A 25,919-nucleotide genomic window follows, 5' to 3' on the forward strand; every position below is an offset into this window, starting at 1 on the left:
TCGCCTTTTCCCGCGTCCTGGTCTAAAACGGAGGCATGGCGAACATCCCCCCTTCCGCCGTGCCCCCCGGGCGGACCGATGAGACGGCCGATGATCTCTATGAACTGGCCAACCGGCTGGCCGGGCAGGGGCGGCTCGGCGAGGCGGCGCAAGCCTACCGCCGCACGATCGACCGCGCCCCCGGCGCGCCGGAGGTTCACAACAACCTCGCCAACGTCCTGTCGGCACTCGGGCGGGGCGACGAGGCGCTCGATCACTACGACCGGGCGCTCGCCCTTGGGCTGGACCATCCCGTCGTCCACTACAACCGGGCCAACCTGCTGAAGGGGCTGGACCGCCTCGACGAGGCGGTCGCCGGCTATGTCCGCGCCCTGGAGCTCGACCCTGCCTACGCCGACGCCTTCAACAATCTCGGCAATGCCTTGCGCGACCTGCACCACAACGAGGCGGCGGCCGACGCCTATCTGGCGGCGCTGACGGCCCGCCCCGACCATCCGGCCGCCCACAGCAATCTCCCCCCCGTGCTCTACCTGCTGCACGAGGCGGGACAGGAGGCGATGGCCCGCGAACGGGTCGCCCGCTGGGTGGAGCTGGCGCCCGACAACCCGCTGGCCCGCCACACGGCGGCGGCGTTGGGGCAGGCGGGCGCCCCGCCGCGCGCCTCGGAGGACTATGTCCGCCAGACCTTCGACCGCTTCGCCGAGGAGTTCGACGCGCGGCTGACCGGCCTCGACTACCGCGCTCCGGCGTTGATCGCCGAGGCCCTGGGCGCCGAATTGCCGAGAGCGGCGGGCGATCTCGCCATCCTCGACGCCGGCTGCGGCACCGGGCTCAGCGGGCTGGGCCTGCGCCCCTACGCCCGCACCCTGATCGGCCTCGACCTCTCTCCCGGCATGCTGGCGCGGGCCGCCGAACGCGGCCTCTACGACCGCCTGGAGGAGGCCGACCTCACGGCGTGGCTGGCCGCCCCGCAATGCCCGGTCCTGGACGTCATCGCCGCCGCCGACGTGCTGTGCTATTTCGGCCAGCTCGATGAAATCATGGCGCGGCTGGCCGGCGCGCTGACCCCCGGGGGGCGGCTGGCCTTCACGCTGGAACGGGCTGACGGCGACGACGTCGTCCTGCGGCCGCACGGCCGCTATGCCCACGCGGAAAATTACGTGCGCCGCCGTCTGGCCGCCGCCGGCCTCGCCGCGCGTCGCGTTTCGCGCGAAATCATGCGCCGGGAAAGCGGCCGCCCCGTGGAGGGCTTCCTGGTGCTGGCGGTCAGGGATCGAGGCTGAGCAGGCTGGCCGCCACATGGCGGACACCCTCGCCGTCGCAGAAATAGTAGGCCACCGCCAGCCGCCCGTCGGGCAGCACCGCCGCCCAGGGGTAGCCGACGTCGCGGGTGGGCGCGTCGTCGCGGATCACCACCGGCGCGGCCTGATCGATTTCCTGGGTGGCCGGGTCCCACAGCCAGCCGCGGATGCCACAGGGATCATGCCGCCAGCCGCAGACGGCCAGACGGCGGCCGTCGGGCAGGTCGGTGACGTCCCAGGGGTGGCCCTTGATGCCCTCGTGCAGCCGGGGAGCCGACCAGGTGCGCCCGAGATCGCGCGAAACGACGGTGACCAGCCGGTCTTTCAGGGCGAAGGTGCGCACGTAAGCCGTCAGCAAGCCGTCGGCGGCCAGATGCAGCGACGGTTCGACGTAGCCGGCGTCGCCGTCGGCGTCCAACGCGATCAGGCTGCGGTATTCCCAGGCCTCGCCGCCGTCGGGGGAGGCGAACAGGTGGCAGGCGTGGCGGCCGCCGGCCTTGGGGTGGGTGGCGTAGGTCGCCAGCAGGATCGTGCCGTCCGCCGCCTCCACCGCCCGACCGCGCACCGCACCGCCGTGCAGCGGCCGCTTGCCCGGCACCAGATCGGCATGGCCGGGCAGGCCGGGCAGCCAGCGGCGCGGGCTCCAGCTTCGCCCGCCGTCGACGGACAACCGGGTGTAGCCGCCCCAGAACAGGAACAGGCAGCCGGTGTCCTCCGTCGAACCGATCCAGCCGCCGCCCCAGCCCCGGATGGTGTCGGCGTGGCCCGGCGGAAAGGGATACCAGCCGAACCCGGCCTGCAACAGGCGACCGTCGCGCAACACCAGAAGATTGGCATCCTGGTCCGCCGCCTCGATGTCCGGCGGCAGGATCTCGGGCTCGCCCCGGGGGGTCAGGTCGGCGGACAGGCGCAGGAGCGCCAGATGCGACCGGGGATCGACATGGTCCACCCGATCCAAGGCGGCGGCATCCGCCCCGGCCACCCCGCGCCCCAACCAACGATGATCGCGGGCCCGGCGGAACAGCACCAGGATGTCGCCGTCGCGCGACACCACCAGGGCCGGGAAAGCGGCGTAATGGCGCGAATCGCGGTAAAGCACCCGATCGGCGAGCTTTTTCAGCATGGCTACCATCTTATCGTTGGGGGCAGGACCATAGCGGATTCAAGATTCCCTTGCACCTCCGCCCTGCCCCTGCCGGAGCCTGTCCGCAAAAGGACTCCCACCTCTTTACGAATTTCCCGTATCGCGCTATGTTTACCATTATGGGAGTGGCCTTTTTGAGGCCGGAACCGAGGTCGCAAACCATGATGGCAACCGCAACCAGTCTGGCGTCGCCCGCCGCGGCAGGCTATCGCATCGGCCCCGCCGATGCGGCGCGGGACTTTGCCGGCGCCAAGCCGATGGAAGGAAGCGAAACCCTGCTCGGCCGCTACCCCAGCCTGACCTTCACCTACAACCAGCCCGCGTCACGGCTGGTGATGCTGATCCGCAGCCCCGTCACCGGCGAAACCGAGAACCAGGTTCCCTCCAAGGTGGCGTTGCGGATGTACCAGGAACTGGCCCGCAGCGAGCCGCGAGCCGTCAAAACGCCCGAAACCGGCTTCGGCGACGCTCAGGGCGGCGAGCCCGGCTACAAGGCGGTTGACATCGTCATCGCGGCGCCCCCCACCGCCAAGCCCGGCGGCGAACCGGCGGCCGCCTCCCCGACCTTCACCCCGTCGGCCGAGAGCGGCGCGGAACGGCTGGACGTTCGGGTCTAGGACGTGCCCCCCGTAAAGGCCGCGCCATGAACATCGACACCCAGACGGCCGCTGTGGCGGCAAGCCAGACCCGGGCCCGCCAGGATTTCATGGTTTCGGCTCTGCGCCAGGATGCCCAGCGGCAGGCCGCCGTGATAAGCGAGCTGGAGACGTCGGTGAAAGCGGCCGCACCGCCTTCCGAAGGGCGCGGCCAAACCGTCGACCTGCTGGTCTGATCTTTACGGACGCCAAACGGCGAAGCCCCGGGCGCTGACCCGGGGCTTCGCCGTTTGGCGAGGCGTCATCCGTATCAGATGGAAATGCGCAACGGCTCCGGCGGCGGCATGTCCAGGCGCTTGGGCTCCGGCGCCCGCGCTTCCGGCCCACCGACCTTCTGGGCCAAGCCGGCGGCGACCGAACGGTTGATCTGGATCAGGGTATCGAGTTTGGTGCTGTCGAGATCGGCCAGCCGGGCGACGGTCTGACGATCGACCAGCAACGACAAGGCGGCGATATTCTCGCGCAGATCCCGGGGCAGGGTGCAGTCGGGCTCGGTGATCGCCGCCTGGAAAATGGTCCACAGGCGCTGGTTCAATTGCAGCGCGGCCTGAAGCGCCGCGCTGTTTTCAGGGGCGCGTGCCGCATCGACCAACCGGCGCGCCGCCTCTGTCAGCGCCCAGGCTTCCGTATCCCGGGGATCGTCCGAAAGCGGCCGGTTCACGTACCGCGTCGCCTGTTTCATCGCCGTTCTCTCCGCCGTCTCCGCCGTCGTCGTGTCAGGTGCCCCAGGCAGGTGGTCCGCCAATACTCGGCGATGGAAAGTAGTTTGTCAACTTTCCCACCATAAAGGGAATTTTTGCCGGCCGCCGGTCGCCGTGTTCTACACAGCAAACGCGACGGTAAAGGGCAAACCCGCCCCAAGCGCCCCCGAAACGGTCGCGGAACCTTTTCCCGCACCGTCGAATTTGGCCTCCCGGGCGATGCGCCGAAACAGGGCCGGGAGGGGATACGGAGGCCACGAAGACGGCCGCGCCTTTTTGCCTTCCCCCGCGCCACCTCGCCTTTGGCGAGCATTTTGGGTCGACGGGCGGGGTTGGGTGAAGCGGGGTGTTTGTGGTTATGGGGTGTGGGGTCTGCCGGTCGACTGGAAGGTGGCAATGGGGTGAATCTGTTATTCAGTTAAAATGGATTTTGTTAAAGCGTTATGGCTGGAAATAGCTTTTATTTTTCAATTGGTTACCGGATGTTTCGTCGCCCGCCCCTCGATGAAGTGTCGGCAGGAACCCGATTCCGGTACCGGGGTTCCGTTCGCCGGACCTCGAAAAAACGTCGCCCGAACCTCGACCGCGCCGAAAGCGTCCGCCCAGCCTCGACCGACGGCCGCCCAGCACCCTCCTTGAATCGGACGAGTTATCCACAGAAATGCCCGAGGGTGGGGCGACAACGGCGAAAACGTCGCCCCACCCTCGATTCAGCGTCCCCCGGACCTCGAATGCTCCCAGCGGCTGGCCGGGCCGGTCCGGATTCTTCGCGAGTCAAGAGCCCCAGAGTCGAGGGATGGGCGACATTCACCGCGCCGAGGCGCGCCACTCCCGATCGGGCTGCCTCCTTGGAGGCGCGGATGTTCGAGGGTTGGGCGACATACCACGTTTGACGCGTGACGATGCAGGCGCGCCTGCTATCGTGACCTCGCGACGTGAAGAAAAAGGGCGAGGAGCTTCAAGACTATGGAACAGACTGTGTTGGACCTGTCCCTCGTCGAGGCTGCCGGCGCCGAGCAGCCGGTCATGGAGCGCCAGGTATCGTCCGACCAGTCCGACCTGTTCGACAGCCCGCTGCACGGCGGGGTCAAGAACGACCGCCGGATGATGGTGTGGAACTTCTTCTCGCTCGACACCTCGCGCTCGCGCACCGAGACCATCCGCTACCAGGACAGCGACGTCGCCATCGAGGTGCGCGCCGGCCCCATGGGCATGGCGACGATGGCCGACAAGGAACTGCTGATCTACATCGCGTCCTTGATGGTGGAGAAGATGAACCGGGGCGAGACGCCGGGACAGAACTTCACTTTCACCGCCCATGATTTCTTCCGCGTCTGCGGCACCGCCGCCGCCGGCACGGCCTACGAGCGCATCAAGGGTGCCCTGGAGCGGCTCCAGGGCACCCAGGTCCGCACCAACATCGAAACCGGCGGCGAAGGCCGCGACGAGTGGTTCTCGTGGATCAAGACGGCGCGGCTCGACTACCGCCGCACCACGTCGGGCAAGCGCATGCTGAAGTCGGTTACGGTCGAGCTGTGCGACTGGCTGCACCGGGCGATCCTCAAGGACAACCGGGTGCTGACCTACGACCGCAAGTACTTCGAACTGACGCCCCTGGAACGGCGCATCTACGAGATCGCGCGGGCGCACTGCGGCCACCAGCGCGGTTTCCGCATGAACCTGGAGAAGCTGCGCCTGCGCGTCGGCGTCGAAAGCGACCTGCGCCGCTTCAAGTACGATTTGAAGAAGATCGCGGAATCGGGGCGCATCCCCGAGTACGGCATTATCCTCAAGAACGACCCGTCCTCGCCCGAGGTGAAGAAGGCGCTTGAGTCCGGCGCGCTGAAGCGCCGGCCGAAGAACGCCCAGGTGCTGGTCGTCTTCTGGAACAAGAAGCGCTACTTCGAGGAAGGCGGCATCAAGGCCGCCGACGGCTGGAACTTCGACGGCTTCGAGATGGTGGAGTAGGGTGGGAAAAGGCGGGCTTACGCCCGCCGGAACAGCCACTGGTACTGGAGGATCGGCTGGCCGTTGATGGTGATGCCGGCCGGCTGCTCGCCCGTCTGAAGCACCCGCACATAGCCTTGGCTTTCCAGGCTGTTCTGGAAGGCCGCGATGTTGGGAAGCACGAGCGGATACTCCACCATGCGGTCCTCGAAGCCCGGCGGCAAGGGTCCGGGACCGTTCGCGCTCAGCGTGGAGCGCTGCATGCACCGGATCACCGGGCCGTCCCACAAAGGCATGCGGGTGATCCCCAGCCAGCGGGCTTTCAGGCCGAGGAGTTCGGCCAGGGCCGCCATCGGGTCCGGGGTGTACTGTAGCGAACTGGAGGCGATCACCACGTCCACCGTGCCGAGGGCTTGGGTCGCCGACGCGACGCTGTCGTAGAACCGGACCGGCCGCAACGCCGGATCGGCAGCGCAATATGACGCCATGGCCGGCGTTTCCACTACGGCCCAGTTCAGCGGAACATGCGGGAACTTGCCAGCGAATTGGTGATAATGCGCCCCCGCCGCCCCTCCGAAATCGAGAATGTTAAGAGGGCGCCACACTTCGCCATAGGCCGCCAGCAGACCGGCAACCCAGGGAGCGGCCTCGCCGCCGCACGGGCTGTTGCTCACCGAAGAACGGTAGTTCTTGGTCTTGTCGATCACGCAACGGACAAGGACATTGTCTTCGTATGAGGCGGTGTCTTGCGGCATGGGGAGACTTCCTTGCTTTGGCGAGGGCAGCGGAAAAGCTATCGGCAGCAAGGCTTGTCCTGTCAATTGATTAACAACACGGGGGGAGGGGAAGGGGGCGCTTGCCTCTCCTTGTCGCAAGACGGGCCGTGGGTAACGTTTGACAAGCCCGACAGGCCAGGGATACCGTGCCAATCGCCTGCTCGCGGCCCGTTTACGCCGGTTCGCCGCCACTTTAACGACCGCGCCTCATGATCTTCCAGACCTTCCCAAAATCGACTTACGACGAATACCGGGACGAGTACGACACAGCTTTGCGTCAGACCCTGGACGCGGGCTTTTATATTCTGGGCCGCGAGGTCGAAACCTTCGAGCACGAGTTCGCCGCCTATACCGGCGTCCGCCACGCGCTGGGCGTCGCCAACGGCACCCAAGCCATTGAGCTGGCCCTGCGGGCGCTGGGCATCGGGGCCGGCGACCTTGTCCTTACCGTGTCGCACACGGCGGTGGCCACCGCCATGGCCGTCGTATCGACCGGCGCCACCCCGGTGTGGGTGGACGTCGATCCGGCCACCGCCGTCATGGACGCCGGGCGCCTGGAGCAGGCCATCGCCGCCGCCGGAGCCGCCGGTTTCAAGAACCGTCTCAAGGCGGTGATCGCCGTCCATCTCTACGGCAACCCGGTGGATATCCCGGCAATCATGGACGTGTGCCGGCGCCACGGCCTTGCCCTGGTGGAGGACTGCGCCCAGGCGCACGGCGCCGTCATCGCCGGGCGGCGCGTCGGCGGCTTCGGCGCGATCGGCGCCTTCAGCTTCTATCCCACCAAGAACATGCCGGCCTTCGGCGACGGCGGCGCCGTCGTCACCGACGACGCGGCGTTGCGCGCCCGGCTGGCCGAGTTGCGCCAGTACGGCTGGAAGCAGCGCTATGTCAGCGACACCCTGGGGTTGAACAGCCGGCTTGATGAGATCCACGCCGCCATGCTGCGGGTCAGTCTGCGCCATCTCGACAGCCTGAACGCCCGCCGCCGGGCGCTGGCCGCCACCTATGACCAAGGGCTGGCCGGGCTGCCGCTGGCCCGGCCGGCGACCACGTCGGGGGCGGAGCCGGTCTATCACCAGTACGTCATCCAGACCGACCGCCGCGACGCCCTGGCCGCCTTCATGGCCGAACGCGGCGTCCACACCGCCATCCACTATCCCGTGCCGGTCCACCGACAGCCGGCCTTCGCCGGCATGGCGCCGGTGGCCGGGCCGCTCCACGGTACCGAGGCGTTGGCCGACCGCATCCTCAGCCTGCCGATGTATCCGCAGATCACGGCCGGGCAAGCGACCGCCGTGGCGACCGCCGTTCAGGAATTCTTCCGCGCATGACCCCAAGCTCCCCCGCCGCGCCGCCGCGCCGCTATTACTGCACCTACTTCGACCAGCGTTTCGTGACGCCGGCCATGGTGCTGATCGACTCCGTCGCGCGCTTCGAGCCCAACTCCACCGTCTTCTGCCTGTGCCAGGACCAGAAGGCGTACGATTTTCTCAGCCGCGTGCGCAGCGACGTCATCGTCCCGGTTTCGGTCGCCGAGGTGGAAGCCCACGACCGCGAGCTGGCGGCGGCGCGGGCCAACCGCTCGCTGATCGAGTTTTATTTTACCTGCACGCCGTGCTTCCCGAGCTATCTGTTCGAGCGCTATCCGCACATCGACATCCTGACCTACCTGGATGCCGACCTGTTCTTCTACGCCCCGCCGCAGATCCTGTTCGACGAGATCGGCGACCGCTCCGTCGCCATCGTGCCGCACCGCTTCTCGCCGGTTTACGAGAACTGCCGTCCGTACGGCACCTACAACGTCGGCTGGATTTCCTGGCGCAACGACGCCGTCGGCCGCCGCTGCCTCGCCGACTATCGCCGGCAATGCCTGGATTGGTGTTACGACCGGCTTGAGGAAACCCGCTTCGCCGACCAGAAGTACCTGAACTACTGGCCCGAGCGGTACGCCAACCTGTGCATCGTCGAGAACATCGGCGCCAACGTGGCGGTCTGGAACGTCGACAACTTCGCCTTCTCCAAGGAGAGCGGGACTCCCCACGTCAACGGCCGACGGGTGGTGTTCTACCACTTCCACGGCGTGCGTCTGGACAACAACGGTGTGTGGATCGTGCGCACCCATCCCACCGTGTTTCAAAACCCGTTTCTGGTCACGGAAATGTACCAGCCCTACCTCGGCCGCCTGAACCAGATGCAGGCGCACCTGACGCGGTTGGGGCTGAACGCCATCGATAACGCCGAAATCCGTTATCCCGCGACCTTCAACGGCCAACCCGGCGCAGCACCGCCGGTCGCAGCACCGCCGGTCGCCACGCCGGTCGCCGCCGAACCAGTTCCGGTGATGGCCGCCGCCCTGGCCGCCGCCAGCCTGGGCTCTCCCGCCGAGAGCCGGTTGCGCGTGCTGCATTGGACCGCCGGACGGAGCGATCCGGCCCAGCGCCTCGCCCATGTCCTGCCGGACCACCGCCTCGACATCACCGTCCTGGAGCATCCCGCCGAGGCCGGTGGCCATGCCCAGGCCGCGCAGTCCTTCCAGCCCGACCTGATCCTTCTCGACACCGTGCCCGGCACCGTGGACCAAGTGTTGCGCCAGATCGCTCCCGCCGCCGGACGCGGTCTGCTGCTCGGCCCGCTGACGGTGGGCGAGGGGGCGGAAGAGGTGCGGGAGGCCGACCTTCTCGCCGCCGCGCGGGCCGGCGGCCTGGCGCTTGCCTGGAAACTGGCCGCGGACAGGGACGGTCCCGAGGGGCGCTTCCTTTACTTCTTCCGCAGATCTCCCCGCGTGACGGCGCCCTGAGCGACCTTTGGGACACGCCGATATTTGTGTTTTTGTGTCCCCCAATTGGGCGTAAAACTTTCAAAAGAAGACCTATCCGTAAGGCCAGAGGGGCTGCGAATGCGCTGTGTGGTGACCGGCGGCGCCGGTTTCATCGGTAGTCATCTCACCGAACTGCTGCTGGCCGAAGGCCACGACGTTACGGTCATCGACAACCTGTCCACCGGGCGCCGGGCCAACATCGCCGTGTTCGAGAGCCAGCCGGGCCTGCGCCTGCACGTCGCCGACATCGCCGACGCCGGCGCGCTCGACGGGCTGTTCGACGGCGTGGACTGGGTGTTCCATCTGGCGGCGCTGGCCGACATCGTGCCGTCGATCCAGAGGCCGGTGGACTATCACCGCGCCAACGTCGACGGCACCGTGGCGGTGCTGGAGGCGGCGCGCGCCGCCGGGGTGAAGCGGCTGGTCTACGCCGCCTCGTCGTCGTGCTACGGCATCCCCGACGCCTACCCCACGCCGGAAACCGCCCCGGCGCGGCCGATGTATCCCTATGCCCTGACCAAATACGTCGGCGAGCAGTACGTGATGCATTGGTGCCGGCTGTACCAGTTGCCCTGCCTGTCGTTGCGCCTGTTCAACGTCTATGGGCCGCGCTCGCGCACCTCGGGCACCTATGGCGCGGTGTTCGGGGTGTTCCTGGCGCAGCTTCTGGCCGGCAAGCCACTGACGGTGGTCGGCGACGGCACGCAGACCCGCGACTTCACCTTCGTCACCGACGTGGCCCGCGCCTTCCTGATGGCGGCGCGGAGCGACCGGGTGGGCGAGGTCTACAACATCGGCACCGGCAACCCGGTCAGTGTCAACCGCCTGATCGACCTCCTGAAGGCGCCGGAGGTGGTGCATATCCCCAAGCGCCCGGGCGAGCCCGACTGCACCCACGCCGACAGCGCCCGCGCCCGCCGCGATTTCGGCTGGAGCCCGCAAGTGCCGGTCGAGGAGGGGGTCGCCCGCCTGTTGGCCGAGATCGACTACTGGCGCGAAGCTCCGGTGTGGACGGTGGACAAGGTCGCCGACGCCACCCGCGACTGGTTCAAGCACCTCGGGCGCTAAAGCCGCCCTCCGCGACGGAAAGATTAAAAAAAGAACCCCGATGCACACCGAAGCCAATACCGTCTCCCCCAAGGTCCGCCCGGCGCGCGCCAAGATCACGACGGTCGCCGACCTCGCGGGCATCGCCGCCCAGGCTCGCGCCGCCGGCAAGACCGTGGTTCTGGCCCACGGCGTGTTCGACCTGCTGCACCTCGGCCACGTCCGCCACCTGGAGGCGGCGCGGCGCGAGGGGCATGTCCTGCTGGTCACCCTGACCGCCGACCGTTTCGTCAACAAGGGGCCCGGCCGTCCGGTGTTCTCCGAGCAGCTGCGCACCGAAATGGTCGCCTCGCTGGAGTACGTCGACCATGTTGCCGTCAACGAGCAGCCGAGCGCCGAGGATCTGATCCGCCGTCTCCGTCCCGACGTCTACGTCAAGGGCTCGGACTACGCGGCGGCCAGCGACGACGTCACCGGCAAGATCGTCGCCGAGCGCGAGGTGGTGGAGGCCCATGGCGGCCGCATCGTCTTTACCGAGGACATCACCTTCAGTTCGTCCTCGCTGATCAACCGCTACCTCAACATCTACGAGCCGACGCTCCAGGGCTATCTGGAGACGATGCGCGCCAATGGCGGCCTGGAACGGGTGCTGGAGGCGATCGAGGCCGTCAAGGACATGAAGCTGCTGTTCATCGGCGACGCCATCGTCGATGAGTACAACTACGTCAACCCGATGGGCAAGTCGGCCAAGGAGAACATGATCGCCACCCTGTTCCAGGGGCGCGAGCTGTTCGCCGGCGGCGTGTTCGCCGCGGCCAACCACGTCGCCAGCTTCTGCGCCAAGGTGGATATCGTCACCGGCCTGGGCACGACCGACGGCCACGAGGCGCTGATCCGCGACAGCCTGCGCCCCAACGTCTCGCTGACCAGCCTGTGGCGCGACGGGGCGCCGACCACGCGCAAGGCCCGCTTCATCGACGGCTACTCGTTGCGCAAGCTGTTCGAAGTCTACCACATGGACGACTCCTCCCTGCCGACGGAGATGGAGGAGGAACTGCGCCGCTTCCTGGACGAGCGGCTGGAGGAATACGACGGCGTGGTGGTCACCGATTTCGGCCACGGCCTGATCAGCCCGGCGACCATCGGGCTGTTGAACCGCAAGGCGCGGTTCCTGGCGGTCAACGCCCAGACCAACAGCGCCAACCACGGCTTCAACCTGATCACCAAATACCGCCGCGCCGACTACGTCTCGATCGACGCCAACGAGGCGCGGCTGGCCATGCAGGACAAGTTCAACGACATGGCCGATCTGGTCGGCCGGCAGATGCCCGCCGCCCTCGACTGCCCCAACATCATCGTAACCCAGGGCAAGCACGGCTGCATCGCCTACGACCGGCGCCACGGCGTGTGCCGGGTGCCGGCGCTGACCAGCACCATCGTCGATACCGTCGGCGCGGGGGATGCCTTCTTCTCCATCACCGCCCCCATGGTGGCGCGCGACGTTCCCATGGACGTGGTGGGCTTCGTCGGCAACGCCGCCGGCGCCATGAAGGTCGGCATCGTCGGCCACCGCACCTCGGTGGAGAAGGTGCCGCTCATCAAGTTCGTCACGGCCCTGTTGAAATAGGAGTGGGCGGCGCGTGGACCGGCTGATCGCACAATACGCCGCGACCCTGTCGCGCCTGATCGCCGCGGCCGAGGCGACGCGGCTGGGAGGTGCTGCCTTGCCGCTGGGCCAGGCCTTCACCGAGGTGATTGCCGCCCTGCGCGCCACGGCGGCGGCCGGCAACAAGCTGATGTTCATCGGCAACGGCGGTTCGGCCGGCATCGCCAGCCATTCGGCCATCGACTATTCCAAGAACGGCGCCATGCCGGCGCTGGCCTTCAACGACAGCGCGGCGCTGACCTGCCTGGGCAACGACTACGGCTACGACAGCGTGTTTTCCCGCCAGATCGAAATGCACGCGCGGCCCGGCGACCTGCTGATCGCCCTCTCCAGCTCCGGCCGTTCGCTCAACATCCTGCGCGCCGTCGACGCTGCGCGCGGCCGGGGCTGCGGCGTGCTGACGCTGAGCGGCTTTTGCCGCGCCAACCCCCTGCGCTCGACCGGCGACGTCAACCTCTACGTCGCCTCCGACCAGTACGGTTTCGTCGAACTGACCCACCAGTCCCTGATCCACGCCATCCTCGACATGGCCATGGGCTGGCAGGGGCAGGTCCACGCCGACGAAGACACCCCCGCCGCAAGCGAGTGATCCCGATGAGCAAGACCTGGAATGTGATGGTGACCGGCGGGGCCGGCTACGTCGGTTCCGCCCTGGTGCCCAAGCTGCTGGCCGCCGGCCATAAGGTGACGGTGCTGGACCTCTATCTCTATGGCAAGGAGGCGCTGGACGGGGTGCGCGGCCACCCGAACCTGACCGAGGTCGAGGGCGATCTGCGCGACGCCCGGGCGGTCGAACGGGCGTTGGCCGGCTGCGACGCGGTGATCCACCTCGCCTGCATCTCCAACGATCCGTCCTTCGAGCTGGACCCGGAGCTGGGCAAGTCGATCAACTACGACTGCTTCCGCCCCCTGGTACGGGCGGCCAAGGCGGCCGGGGTGAAGCGCTTCATCTATGCCTCCTCCTCCTCGGTCTACGGCATCAAGGACGGCGACGTCACCGAGGAGACCGGGCGCGACCCGCTCACCGACTATTCCAAGTACAAGGCCCTGTGCGAGGACGTGCTGGCCGAGGAGCGGGAGCCGGGCTTCGTGACGCTGACGCTGCGCCCGGCCACGGTGTGCGGCTACGCGCCGCGCCAGCGGCTCGATGTGATCGTCAACATCCTGACCAACCACGCCCTCAACACCGGCCGCCTCAAGGTGCTGGGCGGCGCGCAACTGCGCCCCAACATCCACATCGCCGACATGACCGACCTCTACCTGCAATGCCTGCAGTGGAAAGACGCGGCCATCGACGGCAAGGTGTTCAACGCCGGCTACGAGAACCACTCGGTGATGCAGCTGGGCGTGATGGTGCGCGACATCGTCGGCGCGGCGCTGGGCCGCCCGGTGGCGCTGGACGTGGTACCGACCGACGATAACCGCTCCTACCACGTCAACTCCGACAAGATCCGGCGCGAGCTGGGCTTCCAGGCCACCCACACCATCGAGGAGGCGGTGCGCGGCCTGGTGGCGGCGTTCCAGGCGGGCAAGCTGCCCAATTCGATGACCGACGACCGCTACTTCAACATCAAGACCATGCAGACCCTGAACTTGAAGTAGGGCGGGGCGGGCGCGGCCATGCGCATCGGCATCGACTTCGACAACACCATCGCCGGCTACGACGCCGTGTTCGCCCTGGCCGCCCGCGAAGCGGGGTTGGCGCCGGCGGAGGGGACGACGACCAAGCGGCAGGTGCGCGACGCCGCCCGCCGCCGGCCCGACGGCGAACGGGTGTGGATGGGGTTGCAGGGCCAGGTCTACGGCCGGCTGATGCCGCACGCCGCGCTGATCGACGGGGTGGCGATGTTCCTGCGCCGTGCCCGCGCCGCCGGCGCCACGGTCTTCGTGGTCAGCCACAAGACCGAGCACGGCCACTTCGACCCGGCCCGCGTCAACCTGCGCGAGGCGGCGCGCGCCTGGATGGAGGCGCGGGGCTTCTTTCGCGCCGACGGCTTCGCCCTGCCGCGCGACGCGGTGTTCTTCGAGGCCACGCGGGCCGACAAGATCGCCCGCATCGCCGCCCTGGCCTGCGACCACTTCATCGACGACCTGGAGGAGGTGCTGGGCGACCCGGCCTTCCCGGCGGCGACGCGCCGTCACCTGTTCGCCCCCGATGCCGACCCGCCGCCGGGTCCCTTCACCGTCCACCGGCACTGGAGCGCCATCGCCCATGCCATCCTCGGCTGACGCCGCCATCGCCGATCGTCTGGAGGTGGGCCGCGCCCTGGCCGGCACCGCGCGGGCCGACTTCACCCACATCCGCCGGGGCGGCAACAGCCGGGTCTACCGGATGGACACGCCGGGCGGCCGCTTCGCCCTCAAGCTCTACCCCGACACGGCCGGCGATCCGCGCGACCGGCTGGGCACCGAATGGGCCGCCCTGGCCTTCCTCGCCCGCCACGGCGACCGCCGCGCGCCGCGCGCCCTCGCCGCCGACCGGGAGCGCCGCGTGGCGCTGTACGAGTGGATCGACGGCCGCCCCGTCGAAGCCCCCTTGCCGGACGACATCGACGCCGCCCTGGCCTTCGCCGGCACGCTGCACCGCCTGCGCCGGGCCGAGGGGGCGGCGGCCCTGCCCCTGGCTTCGGAAGCCTGTCTGTCGCTCGCCGAGCTTGCCGGCCAGATCGAGCGCCGCCTGGACCGCCTGCGCGAGGCCGCCACGCGGCACGACGACCTGCGGGACCTGCTCGACCGGCGGGTGGCGCCGGCGCTGGCCCCGGCCCTCGCGACCGTCGCTCTCGACACGGTGGGCGCGGTGCCGCCCGACGCCCGCACCCTCAGCCCGTCCGACTTCGGGTTCCACAACGCGCTGCGCCGCCCCGGCGGCACGCTGGCCTTCCTCGATTTCGAATACTTCGGCTGGGACGATCCGGTGAAGCTGGCGGCCGACTTCGTGCTGCATCCCGGCATGCGTCTGACCGGCACCGACCGGCGGCGCTTCCTGGCGGGTTGTGACGCGCTCTACGGCGACGACCGGGATTTTGCCCGTCGACTGAAGGCGCGGCTTATGCTTTATGGCCTGCGCTGGTGCATGATCCTGTTGAACGAGTTCCTGCCCGAGCGCTGGGAGCGCCGGGTGCGCTCCGGTCAGTCGGCCGACCACCGGGGCGTGCTGACCGGACAGATCGCCAAGGTGATCTCCATGCTCGACACCGTCCCTATCATCGAAGGAATGTTGCATGGCGGCTGATCCCATCGCCCTGGCGCGCAGCCCCGCCAGCCTGCCCCTGGACGCCCGCTCGCGGCAGCTGCGCCGTCTGGTCCTCGACGCCCTGGCCGGCGGCGGCCGGGGCCACGTCGGCTCCTCGATGTCGCTGATCGAGATCCTGCGCGTGCTGTACGACGATGTGCTGCGCTACCGCGCCGACGCCCCGCGCTGGCCGGCGCGTGACCGCTGCATCCTGTCCAAGGGGCACGGCTGTCTGGCGCTTTACGCGCTTCTGGCCGACAAGGGTTTCTTCCCGGCCGACGCGCTGAAGACTTTCTGCCGCGCCGGCGCCTTCCTGGGCGGCCACCCCGAAGCCGGCAAGGTGCCGGGAGTGGAGGCCTCCACCGGCGCGCTGGGCCACGGCCTGTCGATCGGCGTCGGCATGGCGCTGGCGGCGCGCATGCAGCGGCGCGACAGCCGCGTCTTCGTCATCATGGGCGACGGCGAGATCAACGAGGGCTCGGTGTGGGAGGCGGCGATGTGTGCCGGCAAGCACCGGCTGTCCAACCTCGTCGCCATCGTCGACTACAACAAGATCCAGTCGGCCGGCGCCACCGCCGAAATCCAGGAACTGGAGCCGCTGGCCGACAAGTGGCGGGCCTTCGGTTTCGCCGTGGCCGAGGTGGGCGGCCACGACGTGGCGGGCTTGCGCGACCGGTTCGCCCGGCTGCCGCTGGACACCGGCAAGCCCACGGCGGTGATCGCCCATACCGTCAAGGGCAAGGGCATCGCGTTCGCCGAGCACGATCCCAACTGGCACCACAAGTCGAAGGTTCCCGCCGACATGGCCGACAAGCTCTACGCCGCGCTGGAGGCCTACCCATGCGCCTGACCTGCATCAACCGCATCCACGATCTGGCGCGGCGGGACGAGCGCGTGGTGTTCGTCGGCTCCGATCTCAGCCCGGGCCTTCTGTCCGGGATGAAGGAGGAGTTTCCCGACCGCCACTACATGGAAGGGGTGGCCGAGGCCAACATCATCGGCCTGGCCGCCGGTCTGGCGATGGAGGGCTACATGCCCTACGTCAACACCATCGCCACCTTCATCACCCGCCGCTGCTACGAGCAGGTGGCCATCGACGTCTGCCTGCACGATCTGCCGGTCCGCCTGATCGGCAACGGCGGCGGCGTGGTCTACGCCCCGCTGGGGCCGACCCATCTGGCGGTGGAGGACATCGCCATCATGCGGGCGCTGCCCAACATGACCATCGTCGCTCCGGCCGACGCCGAGGAGATGACGCGCGTCATGGACACCACCCTCGACTGGCCGCACCCCATCTATATCCGCCTCGCCAAGGGCGGCGATCCGGTGGTGACGCGGGCGCCGGACGGCTTCGCCATCGGCAAGGCCATCCGGCTGCGCGAGGCCGCCGGCGGGCGGGGCGCTCCGGTGCTGCTGGTCGGCACCGGCGTCGGCACCACCCAGGCCCTGGGGGCGGCGGAGCGGCTGGAGGCCGACGGCATTCCCTGCCACGTCCTGCACATGCCCACCGTCAAGCCGCTGGACGTCGCGGCGCTGACCGGACTGGCGAAAGGGGCGCGGCTGGTGGTGACGGTGGAGGAGCACACGGTGATCGGCGGCCTGGGCAGCGCGGTGACCGACGCGCTGGTCGAGCGGCTGGACGGCGCCGTGCCGCGCATCCGCCGCGTCGGCATTCCCGATGCCTTCGTCCATGACTACGGCAGCCAGGACCACCTGCTGCAAAGCTTCGGCATCAAACCGGAACCGATCGCCGCCCTGGTACGGGAGACGCTTCACCCCGGCGGGTGATAGCCTTCCGGCAACAGGCAGTCGAAGCTGAGGTCGCGCCGGCGGATGTAGCGGCAGCGGCGGCATTCGGTGCATAGGGAAATACGGGTTTCCTCGCCGGCCCGCGTCTTCTCGATCAGGCGCGGGTCGGCGATCAGCGCCTGCGCCATGCCGATCAAATCGCCCTGACCGGCCTTCAGCACCGCCTCGCCCTGACGCAGGGTACGGATGCCGCCCTGCGCCACCACGGGTGCGCGGGTGATCGCCTTCAGCTCCCCGGCATAGCGCCAGTAGTCGCCCAGCTTCATGTGGACGTATTTCTGCTTCGCCGTCTCGTAGACGCCGGCCGACACCACCCAATAGGCGATGCCGCAGGCGTCGAACAGCTCGACCAGCGGCCGGTTCACCGTGATGGTCAAGCCGTCATCCTGGAAGTCGTGACCGGAGATGCGTGCCCCCACCCGCCGGAACGCTTGCCCGTCGCGGGCGGCGATCTTGTCGGCGATGTTGCGCAGGATGCGCAGCCGGTTTTCCGCCGAGCCGCCGTAGGCATCGGTGCGGCGGTTGAAGAACGGCGACAGGAACTGGTGCAGGAGATAGCCGTGCGCCACATGCAGTTCGACGAAGTCGAAGCCGTAGCCCAGCCCGGCGATGACGGCGTCGGCGAAGCCATCCTCGATCCGCGCGATCTCGGCGACGGTCAATTCGCGCGCCTCGATACCGATGCCGGGACAGACATAGGGCGAGGGTCCCAGCACCGGCTGGCCGGTGTAGTCGGAATTGCCCTGGGCGCCGACATGGAAGACCTGCAACGACACCGCCGCCCCGGTCGCCTTGACCGCCGCCGCCAGTTGGCGAAGGCCCGGCGCGTGACGCCTCTCGCCGATGTGCATGCCATTGGCGGTCGAGCCGCCCTCGGCGGTCACGGCGGTAGCGCCGATGGTCACCATTCCGGCGCCGCTGCGGCCCATGGCGGTGTAGAAGTGCAGCACCTCGGGCGTGACGGTGCCGTCCTCCTCGGCCATGTTGGTGGAGACGGGAGAGCCGACGATGCGGTTGCGCAAGGTCAGGCCGCCCACCGCGACGGGCTCGAATACCCGGCGCGGCCGCGGCCCTTCGGTGGGGGAGGGCAGGCGGTCGGCGGCGCTCACGACGCCTTGACCCCGAAGCGGTTGACCACCGACAGCCAAGTGTGAAGGTACAAGGTGGTCGGTGGTTCCGGCAGGTTCTCGACGAACGACAGGCAGGCGCGGATTTCCGCCTGCTGCGCCTGGATTTCGGCCTCGCCATCGAAACCGGGCAGGAAACGCGCGGCGGGGTTGTCGAGCAGGGACTGGAAGCCGTCGCAGTACAGCCCGCTCAGCCTGGCCTTGCGCTCCTCCAGTCGGTCGCGGAAGCCGGTGAACGCCGCCCCGGCCTTTTCCAGATAGGCGGCGTTGGCCGGATTGAGCATCCGCGATTCCAGGTTCATCGCGTCGTAGATCAGGTTGTTGAGGCGCGCCAGGGCCGGGCGCTCGCGCTTCAGCGTGTTGACGGCGCGGTCGATGACGGCCACCCGCCCGTCGCGGAAGCGATAGGGGGCGTAGCCGAGCTGGGTCGGCCCGTCGTCGGCCAGACCGGCGTCGATCAGTTGGCGGTGGATCGCCGTGCCCCAGAACACCAGCACCCGGTTGGTCAGGTTGAGGAAGTCCCAGCCGCGGTTGATGTCGCGCAGGAACTCCACCTTCTCGCGCAGAATGTCCACGGTGGAGATCGGCGAGAACATCATGTAGCCGAGGATATTGCAGAACAGGCGCGGCGCCTCGATGTGGTTGAAGGCGGCGCGCGACACCTCCTTGGCCGCGATCTTGCGGAAGAAGTCCAACTCCACCTGACTGCCCGATTCCAGGCCGACCACCAGCACGTCGACGCCGGCGGCCTTCATGGTGCGCAGCTCGTCCGGGGTCAGGCGCAACGCGTTCTCGGCGCGCAGGTGCAGCTTGAACGACAGCCTCAGCCCACGCTCGACCACCAGCCGGCAGAATTTCCCGAGATCGGCCAGCCCCTTGCGCCCCGGGTCCTCGAAGCTGGAATCGATGACGTTGATGAAGAAATACCCCTGGGCGGCCAGATCGGCGAGCTGATCGACGAACCGCTCCACCGGCATGCCGTCCCAGCTGCGCTCGGCGGTGGTCGCCTTGTTGGCCTGGCCTTCGATGCAATAGGTGCAGGACGACAGGCAGCCGCGCGCCCGCTGCACCCGGATGGAGCGGTCGCGGTTGATGCCGCCCGATGGCGGCTCGGCCGGGGGCAGCGAGGCCATGGTGAAGAAGCGGGCGGGCTCCCCCCCCGGACCGGCGCGGCCCTCGGTGGCGTCGTTGGGGCGGCCGAGCAGCAGCGCCAGCAGCGCGTGCTCGGCGAAGCCGCGCACTACCCAGTCCACTCCCGGCACCCGCGCCATCAGGGCGCGGGCCAGCTCGGCGCTGCGCGGGCCGCCCACCAGCTTTTCGTGCTGGTGCTGGTCGGAGTTCTGCATCACCACCCGGCAGCCGGGAAACCGCGCCTTGTACGCCGCCACCAGGGTCGGCAGATGTTCCAGGAGGTTGATCATCGGGTGGATCACCACGACGTCCGGTGCCATCTTCGGTTCGGCGGAGAAGACGGCGGTGCCGTCCACCACCTGGGCCATCCCGCTGTCCACGGCGCAACCGACGGCGCGGGCCACCGCCATCAGCAGGCGTTGCGACACCGGATGCTCGGCCAGTTCGTACTCGTTGGCGCTCAGCACGGGATAGCAGAACAGCACGCGGGTCCGCCGCAAGGTCTCGCGGTCGGCCTCGCTCAGCCCGTCCCGGAACTCGGCGAAATCCACGTAGGTTGCGGCGGCGTCTTGCGTCATGACGATCCTCACAGGTCGGCGCGCTCCAGCAGCGCCAGGGCGGCGGCGGCGATGTCCTGCGGCCGGAAATGCGGCATGCAGCCGCCGCAATCCTCGACCCCGGCAGACTGCTGGCACGGACGGTACGGGCAGGGAACGGGAGGGTAGAGCACGCGCGCGCGCGCGTAGTGGTGAATTTCCGCGAAATCCGTGGGACCGGACAGCATCACCAGCGACCGGCCGTACAACATGGCGATATGGCAGCCAAGGCCGACCACCGACACCAGCACCCGGCAGCCCTTGACCCATGCCACATAGGCGTCGAGGCCGCCGTCCTCGGGCTGCCACGTCACCGTTACGCCGGGGGGCAGCCGCCGCGCCACGTCCTGCCAGTGTTCGGGCGGCAGAGCCTTGATGCCCCAGGCCGGCGGCAGGCGCAGGTTGAAGCCGATGTCGCAACGCGCCGCTCCCGCCCGGGCGACCGGAAGCGGTTCCACCGTGCCGATGCCAAGACGCCCGGCCAGCAGGCCGGGCAGGTCGAAGGTGCGCTCCTTCATCGTGCCGTTGCCGGCCAGCAGGGCGCGGATCTCGACCGTTTGCTCCGGCGGCGCTCCCGGCAAGTCGGCGAAGGTCAGGTTGATGATCCGCTCGAAGCGGGACAGGGCGGCGGTCAGTTCGCCGCCCGGGATCATCTCCGACAGGAAGGCGCAGTCGCGCACCAGCGCGAACAGCGCCGGGTCCGAGCACCAGGCCACGGCGCGGGCGCCCAGCACCGGCACCATCATCACCACACGCAGGAGGTCGCCAAGGCCGAGGGCGGCAGAGGCCGCCGGCCCGCCGCCGGCCACCAGCAGGACGGATCGACCGGCGCAAAGGAGGGGAGCGGGCATCGCGGTCAGTGGAGCAGGCTGCCCTTCATCTCGGACTGCTTGGCCAGCATGGCGGCCAGGGCGTGCCGCTGGTCCCGCGGTATGGCGCCGGGAACGCCCAGCACGCGGTCACGCGCGGCCAGCAGGACATAGCCCAGGCCGTTGACTGCCGTGTCGCGCAGCTGGCGGCCAAGCTCGCCCAGCTTGCGGCCCGACAGGCCGGGGCTCAGCCACCACGCCCTCACCTTGGTCAGCGCCATGCTGTAGCGGATGAACGCCCGCAAGGCATCCTTGGAGGAAAAGTCGGTGAGGTTGATGTCCGAGCCGTGGTGCTTGGAATGGTTCTTCAGGAAGTAATGGGAATAGGCCTCGCGATCCAGGCGCGACAGGTACAGGTCCATGTCGGGGATGAGACCCTTTTCGACGATGCGGTCGAAGACCTCCGAGGTGGGCAGCGCCATCAGCACGCTGTAGCTGTAGCCCGACGCGGCGGTGTAGTGGATGCCGCGGGCGCGGAAGTCGGCCTCCTGCCGGGTGATGACCTTATCCAGTTCGAACATGAAGCGCCGGGTGTCGCGGATGGTTTCCTTGCTCTCTCCGGGCATGCCGAACAGGAAGTTGCCGTAGATGACGATGCCGGCGGCGGCGGCGTCGCGGGCGACCCGCAGGACCGTGTCGATGTCGGTCTTCTTGCGCATCACGTTCAGCATCTTGCGGCTGCCCGACTCCCAGCCGAAGATGATGACCTCGACCCCGTGCTCCTTCAGCTTGCAGAACATCTCAAGGTTGCCGAAGGTCGGCCGCACCTCGGCGACGATCTTGAACGTGCAGCCGCGTTCGCGGTAGGTCCGGCAGTATTCCTCCACCTCCCGTTCATTGAGAAACAGGTTGGTGTCGTAGCTGTAGACGCCTTCCAGGCCATAGCGCTTCACCAGGAATTCGACCTCGTCGAAGAAGTCGTCCCACTTGCGGCGCAGGAACTTGCGCCCGTACATGTGGCCGCAGAAGGTGCATTCGAACGGGCAGCCGCGCGTCACCAGCAGCGGGAAGCCCTTGACCGGAATCCCGTCCAGACTGGCGACGTTGCGGGCCAGTTCGGTCAGTTCCTTGTCGAAGTACTCGTACGCCGGCCGCTCGCTGTTCTGGTATTCCTCCTTGGACATGGTCGGACGCACGGGCGTCCGGATCACCTGCCCGTCCCGCCGGTAGGAGATACCGGTGATGCCGGACAAGTCGGCGTCGGGTCCCCGGTCAAGCGCGTCGAGCAGTTCCGGCAGGACGAACTGGCCGTCCGCCGCCGTGACCGCGATGTCGATCTCGGTGCACTTCAGCAGCGTCTCGTCCGACTTGGCCAGCAGCCCTCCGGCGATGATGACGGCATCGGGATGCCTGGCCCGGATGGCCTGGGCGGTTTCCTTGGCGAACTTGTAGCCCTCGGAGTAGGCGCTGATCCCGTAGACCTTGGCCTCGCAGGCGGCGAGATGATCCAGAAGCTCCCGGCGGGTCTTCTTGTGCAGGTGCGTGTCGACCAGATCGAAAGTATGGGAGGTTTTCTGAAGCTCGCGGATGATCACCGGGAAGGCGTAGGGGAATTTCCAGATCTTCCCGTCTTCGCATTTGGGCTCGACGATCCCGATCAGCTGAATGTGAGCCATCGCTCGATCTTCCTTAAAAAGCCGGCCCACCGCGTGGGACGGCTACCACCTAAGATATCGTGATCCATCATCTCTCGCCATACCAGCGGGCCATGGCCGGCAGGAAGGCTTCATAGGCGGTAAGGACTTGGGGGCCGAAGTCTTGCCGCAGCCGTCGCCGGTCTGCTCGACGAAGGTGACGGCGGGGGCCGCCCGCCCCAGGCCGGCGCCGATGAGCAGGACCGTCGCCACGGTGCCTCCCTTTGGATCAGAAGGCGTTGATCGGCACGAAGATCTGGCGCGGGTTCAAGGCCCGCAGCCGGTTCATGATCGGCCGCACCCCGTCCAGCGCCAGAATCATCGCGCCCGCGTCGTCCAGCCGGGTGTCCTCGGCCGGCGTCCGGATCACCGGGGCGAGGTGCGGCCACACCAGCCCGGCCCGTTGCGGGTTGTCGTCGAACACGCCCTCAAGGAACGACAGGTCGGAGTCCAGGTGGTAGGCCACCGCCGGCACCATCTGGCCGGCGCCGTAGCCCCACAGCGGGCCGTCGAACCGGGTGGCCTGGCGCATGACGTCGGCCATGCGGCGGCGGAACATGCCGTAGTGCTCGGCCAGATGCGCCGGCGTCGGCTGGGGCGCCTGGATCGCCGGACGCTCGCCCTGCCCCTTGCGGAAGGCGACGATCAGCGAGCCGCCCCAGTTGCGGTAATCGAAGGCGTGGTCGACATAGTGGCCGCCGATGCGCTCAATGAACGCGATGAACGAGGCCAGCCCGAAGTAGTGGACGTGCTGGTGGAACACCTGATCGAAGCGCAGGTTGCGCGTCATGATGTCGATGTCGGGCACCTCGATGACGAACAGCGCGTCGTCGGCGGCGGCCTCCATCAGCCGGGCGAACTGCTCGGCCGGCTCGTCGATGTGCTCCAGGTTGTGGGTGGAGAAGATGAGCTGCGGCCGGGCCGGCAGGTCGCGGGCGAAATCCACCTCCTCGATGAACTTGCCGATCATATGGATCGGCGTCGGCGCCTCGTGATCGCGGCCCTTCCAGATGGGATCGATGCCCACCACCGTACGGCCGCGCGGCGCCATCCGCTTCAACAGCATCAGGTCGTTGCAGCCGATCTCCAGGATACAGTCGAACACGCGCCCGCCGGTCAGCCGATCGACGTAATCGATGAAGAACCGGGTGGCCGCCGGCATGAGGTGGCAAATGGTCGAGCGATGCGAATAGCCCTCGCCATAGAGCCGGGCCGGCGGCACCGTGCGCTGAAGCTGGGCATGGCCGCAGTCGGGGCACGACAGCAGCGCCTGATCGTATCCCTGAACCGGGCCGGAGACGGGCCGTTCGACGAAGATGCCGGTGATGGGGAAGTTAGGAAGCTCGAAAACCGTTTCGAGGTTGCCGCCGCCGCACACCGAGCAGCGCGTCTTACGGGGAAGAATGTCCATGGCGGGATTCCGGAATGGGGAGGCTTCAGGCCGGCGCCTGGAGGCCGTTGTCGACGTAGTCCTGGAGCGCCTCGCGCCATGGACGCAACGGCGGCAGCTTCACGGAGCGCATGGCGGTGCGCTGGGCCTTGGGCGCCAGGGTGGGGAAATCGGCGTCCTTGGCGGCGACCAGCGGACTGGTCGAGCCCAGCATCGCCTTCAGCGCGGCAATCAGCTCGAAGTAGCCGACCTCCCCGGCGTTGGCGACGTGGTAGAGGCCGTAAGGGCGCCGGTCGAGCAGCAGGCCGAGCACGGCGTCGGCGGCGTCGAGCGCGTAGGTCGGGCTGTCGATCTTATCGTCGGCGACCCTCACCTCCAGCCCTTGCCGCAGACGTTCGATCATCTTGTCGACGAAGCCCGGCGCGTTGTTGCGCCGCCGGCCGAACATGGTGGGAAAGCGCACGACGTAGTGCTTCGGGCACTGGTGGGCGGCGATCAGTTCCGAGGCCAGCTTGGAGATGCCGTAGATGTTGCCCGGGTTGGCCGCGTCGGCCTCGGTATAGGGCTCGATCCTGGCGCCGTCGAACACCGCGTGGGTGCTGGCCTGGACCAGGACGATGCCGCGCCCGGCGCAGGTCTTGGCCATCGGCAGCACCGCCGAGGCGTTGACGGCGAAGCTGCGGTCGGGCTGTTCCTCGCACAGGTTGATGCCGATCAGCGCCACCGCGTTGACCACCGCGTCGGGGGCATGGCCGGCGATGGCCCGCCGCACGGCGCCATGGTCGGTGATGTCGATGTCCTGGTGCGACAGGCCGACCAACGTCACGTTACGCCGGGCGCAGGCGGTTTCAAACTCGGTGCCGAAGCAGCCGGTGGCGCCGAACAGCAGTACCTTCATGCGGGCCTCAGATGAAATTCATGTGGGTCGGCGTCTGGTTGACCTGCCACAGGAAGCGGTTGATGTAGTGCTGGCGGCAGTTGCTTTCGCAGTCGTGGTTGACGTTGACCGTCTGCACCCGCTTCTGGACCTCCCAGTAGCGTTCACTCTCGACGATGTCGCGGAATGACTGCTCGATGACGTTGCCCATGCGGAACTCGTCGCGCCGCACGTCGAACCAGTGGCCGCAGGGGAAGACGCCGCCGTTGCCGGAAATCGCCAGCAGGAACTGGGTGCCGAAGCAGGTGCCGTAGTCCTTCCAGCCGGCGTTGGTCAGCTTGTGCCATTTGATCGACACGGTGTAGTCGGCCGTGCCGTAGGATTCAGCCTCCTTGAACAGGCCGGTGATGTCCTTGTACTCCTCGCGCGGGCCGTCGAGCAGGCCGTCGTAGGTGTCGGAGCAGGACTTGACCACAAGATAGTCGACGCCGAGATCGCGCCCGAGCTTTGCCAGCGGCACGATCTCGCCCATGTTCTCCTTGGTCACCACCATTTGCAGGCCGATGGTGCAGGGGAAACCGCCCCGGCGCTTGGCGGCGACCAGGGCCTCGACGTTGCCGATCACCCGCTCGAACTGCGGCACCTGATGGATCTTCTGGAACGACTCATCCGAGGCGGCGGAGATGTTGACGCGCAGCCACTTCAGCGCCGTCAGCATGTTCTCCAGCTTGTCGGGCTCGCGGTCGATGCGGATGCCGTTGGTGGCGAGGCTGATGTCCAGCCCGATGGTGCGGGCGTGCGCCAGAATCTCGTGGAAATCGGGGTGCAGGGTATTCTCGCCCTCGCCGATCAGGGCGATGGAGCGCACGCCGATCGTCTTGGCGTCGGAGAAGGTGCGCATCACCGCCTCCTTGGGCATGTTGAAGCGGCCCTTCTTGTCGGTACCGTAACCCGACCGCCCCTGGATCACCCCGTAGCAATAGGTGCAGGCCATGTTGCAGCCGGTAGTGATGCCCATGTCGATGTGCAAGGGCGCGATGCGCCGGCCCTGCTGCCACTCGACGACGCGGTCGAGGTGCCAGAACAGCTTGTGGCCATCCATGTTGTACCTGTCGCGGGGAGCGGTCTCGGCTGCCGGCGGAGCGGCGGAGAGTTCCGGCTTGGCCTCGTCTGTCATCGGCGCCCACTTTCCGGC

Annotated in this window: 24 protein-coding genes; 14 read left to right on the forward strand and 10 right to left on the reverse strand. The window is 68.1% G+C overall.

The window, feature by feature from the left end:
• The first annotated feature begins 35 nt into the window (after positions 1-35).
• Positions 36-1,283, forward strand: a complete 1,248-nt coding sequence (locus VED21_RS33760) for a tetratricopeptide repeat protein (RefSeq protein ID WP_324890307.1) — start codon at positions 36-38, stop codon at positions 1,281-1,283.
• On the opposite strand, the gene VED21_RS33765 is transcribed toward VED21_RS33760, so the two are convergent.
• Positions 1,267-2,424: an exo-alpha-sialidase gene (locus tag VED21_RS33765; RefSeq protein ID WP_324890308.1), complete on the reverse strand. Its 1,158-nt coding sequence runs from the start codon at positions 2,422-2,424 to the stop codon at positions 1,267-1,269. The genes VED21_RS33760 and VED21_RS33765 overlap by 17 nt on opposite strands.
• A 182-nt stretch (positions 2,425-2,606) precedes the next feature.
• Here VED21_RS33765 and VED21_RS33770 point away from each other — a divergent pair, with 182 nt between their 5' ends.
• Entirely contained in the window at positions 2,607-3,062 is a 456-nt protein-coding gene (locus VED21_RS33770) for a hypothetical protein (RefSeq protein ID WP_324890309.1), read from the forward strand.
• 26 nt (positions 3,063-3,088) lie between these two features.
• Positions 3,089-3,277, forward strand: a complete 189-nt coding sequence (locus tag VED21_RS33775) for a hypothetical protein (RefSeq protein ID WP_324890310.1) — start codon at positions 3,089-3,091, stop codon at positions 3,275-3,277.
• A gap of 74 nt (positions 3,278-3,351) precedes the next feature.
• On the opposite strand, the gene flaF is transcribed toward VED21_RS33775, so the two are convergent.
• Entirely contained in the window at positions 3,352-3,783 is a 432-nt protein-coding gene (gene flaF, locus VED21_RS33780) for a flagellar biosynthesis regulator FlaF (protein ID WP_324890311.1), read from the reverse strand.
• Positions 3,784-4,768: 985 nt separating this feature from the next.
• Here flaF and VED21_RS33785 point away from each other — a divergent pair.
• Positions 4,769-5,770 (forward strand): replication initiator protein A, encoded by a 1,002-nt coding sequence (locus tag VED21_RS33785; RefSeq protein WP_324890312.1) that lies wholly within the window; start codon positions 4,769-4,771, stop codon positions 5,768-5,770.
• A gap of 17 nt (positions 5,771-5,787) precedes the next feature.
• On the opposite strand, the gene VED21_RS33790 is transcribed toward VED21_RS33785, so the two are convergent.
• On the reverse strand, positions 5,788-6,504 hold the full coding sequence (locus VED21_RS33790; RefSeq protein WP_324890313.1) for a methyltransferase, TIGR04325 family: 717 nt from the start codon (positions 6,502-6,504) through the stop codon (positions 5,788-5,790).
• A 230-nt stretch (positions 6,505-6,734) separates the two neighbouring features.
• Between VED21_RS33790 and VED21_RS33795 the strand changes: the two genes are divergently transcribed.
• The 10 genes from VED21_RS33795 (at position 6,735) to VED21_RS33840 (ending at position 17,079) form a co-directional block, all read left to right on the forward strand.
• A complete protein-coding gene (locus VED21_RS33795; RefSeq protein ID WP_324890314.1) occupies positions 6,735-7,859 on the forward strand; it encodes a DegT/DnrJ/EryC1/StrS family aminotransferase in 1,125 nt (374 codons plus the stop codon).
• Positions 7,856-9,325 (forward strand): hypothetical protein, encoded by a 1,470-nt coding sequence (locus tag VED21_RS33800; protein ID WP_324890315.1) that lies wholly within the window; start codon positions 7,856-7,858, stop codon positions 9,323-9,325. The genes VED21_RS33795 and VED21_RS33800 overlap by 4 nt, the downstream gene beginning before the upstream one ends.
• 99 nt (positions 9,326-9,424) lie before the next feature.
• Positions 9,425-10,414 carry an SDR family oxidoreductase gene (locus tag VED21_RS33805; protein WP_324890316.1) on the forward strand — a complete coding sequence of 330 codons (990 nt, stop codon included), beginning with the start codon at positions 9,425-9,427 and terminating at the stop codon, positions 10,412-10,414.
• A 40-nt stretch (positions 10,415-10,454) separates the two neighbouring features.
• Positions 10,455-12,020 carry a PfkB family carbohydrate kinase gene (locus VED21_RS33810; protein ID WP_324890317.1) on the forward strand — a complete coding sequence of 522 codons (1,566 nt, stop codon included), beginning with the start codon at positions 10,455-10,457 and terminating at the stop codon, positions 12,018-12,020.
• A 13-nt stretch (positions 12,021-12,033) separates the two neighbouring features.
• Positions 12,034-12,648, forward strand: a complete 615-nt coding sequence (locus tag VED21_RS33815; protein WP_324890318.1) for an SIS domain-containing protein — start codon at positions 12,034-12,036, stop codon at positions 12,646-12,648.
• Between the two features lie 5 nt (positions 12,649-12,653).
• A complete protein-coding gene (locus tag VED21_RS33820; protein WP_324890319.1) occupies positions 12,654-13,661 on the forward strand; it encodes an NAD-dependent epimerase/dehydratase family protein in 1,008 nt (335 codons plus the stop codon).
• Positions 13,662-13,679: 18 nt separating this feature from the next.
• Positions 13,680-14,288 carry a hypothetical protein gene (locus VED21_RS33825; protein ID WP_324890320.1) on the forward strand — a complete coding sequence of 203 codons (609 nt, stop codon included), beginning with the start codon at positions 13,680-13,682 and terminating at the stop codon, positions 14,286-14,288.
• Positions 14,272-15,291, forward strand: coding sequence for a hypothetical protein (locus tag VED21_RS33830; RefSeq protein ID WP_324890321.1), 1,020 nt, complete (start codon positions 14,272-14,274; stop codon positions 15,289-15,291). Before VED21_RS33825 ends, VED21_RS33830 begins: the two co-directional genes overlap by 17 nt.
• Positions 15,281-16,141, forward strand: a complete 861-nt coding sequence (locus tag VED21_RS33835) for a transketolase (RefSeq protein ID WP_324890322.1) — start codon at positions 15,281-15,283, stop codon at positions 16,139-16,141. The genes VED21_RS33830 and VED21_RS33835 overlap by 11 nt, the downstream gene beginning before the upstream one ends.
• Positions 16,132-17,079, forward strand: a complete 948-nt coding sequence (locus tag VED21_RS33840; protein WP_324890323.1) for a transketolase family protein — start codon at positions 16,132-16,134, stop codon at positions 17,077-17,079. The genes VED21_RS33835 and VED21_RS33840 overlap by 10 nt, the downstream gene beginning before the upstream one ends.
• On the opposite strand, the gene VED21_RS33845 is transcribed toward VED21_RS33840, so the two are convergent.
• The 7 genes from VED21_RS33845 to VED21_RS33875 all read right to left on the reverse strand — a co-directional run bounded on the left by VED21_RS33845 (position 17,064) and on the right by VED21_RS33875 (position 25,901).
• Complete coding sequence (locus VED21_RS33845; RefSeq protein WP_324890324.1) at positions 17,064-18,209, reverse strand: NADH:flavin oxidoreductase; 1,146 nt, start codon at positions 18,207-18,209, stop codon at positions 17,064-17,066. The two genes, VED21_RS33840 and VED21_RS33845, sit on opposite strands and share 16 nt — an antisense overlap.
• A complete protein-coding gene (locus VED21_RS33850) occupies positions 18,206-19,936 on the reverse strand; it encodes a hypothetical protein (protein ID WP_324890325.1) in 1,731 nt (576 codons plus the stop codon). Before VED21_RS33850 ends, VED21_RS33845 begins: the two co-directional genes overlap by 4 nt.
• Before the next feature lie 8 nt (positions 19,937-19,944).
• A complete protein-coding gene (locus tag VED21_RS33855; protein ID WP_324890326.1) occupies positions 19,945-20,805 on the reverse strand; it encodes a hypothetical protein in 861 nt (286 codons plus the stop codon).
• 5 nt (positions 20,806-20,810) lie between these two features.
• On the reverse strand, positions 20,811-22,439 hold the full coding sequence (locus VED21_RS33860) for a radical SAM protein (protein ID WP_324890327.1): 1,629 nt from the start codon (positions 22,437-22,439) through the stop codon (positions 20,811-20,813).
• A 247-nt stretch (positions 22,440-22,686) separates the two neighbouring features.
• Positions 22,687-23,868, reverse strand: coding sequence for a methyltransferase domain-containing protein (locus VED21_RS33865; protein ID WP_324890328.1), 1,182 nt, complete (start codon positions 23,866-23,868; stop codon positions 22,687-22,689).
• A 25-nt stretch (positions 23,869-23,893) separates the two neighbouring features.
• Positions 23,894-24,745: an NAD(P)-dependent oxidoreductase gene (locus VED21_RS33870; RefSeq protein ID WP_324890329.1), complete on the reverse strand. Its 852-nt coding sequence runs from the start codon at positions 24,743-24,745 to the stop codon at positions 23,894-23,896.
• A gap of 7 nt (positions 24,746-24,752) precedes the next feature.
• Complete coding sequence (locus VED21_RS33875) at positions 24,753-25,901, reverse strand: radical SAM protein (protein ID WP_324890330.1); 1,149 nt, start codon at positions 25,899-25,901, stop codon at positions 24,753-24,755.
• Positions 25,902-25,919: the final 18 nt, after the last annotated feature.

Origin of the sequence: Azospirillum sp. (assembly GCF_035627195.1) — a bacterium.
Classification (GTDB): Bacteria; Pseudomonadota; Alphaproteobacteria; order Azospirillales; family Azospirillaceae; genus Azospirillum.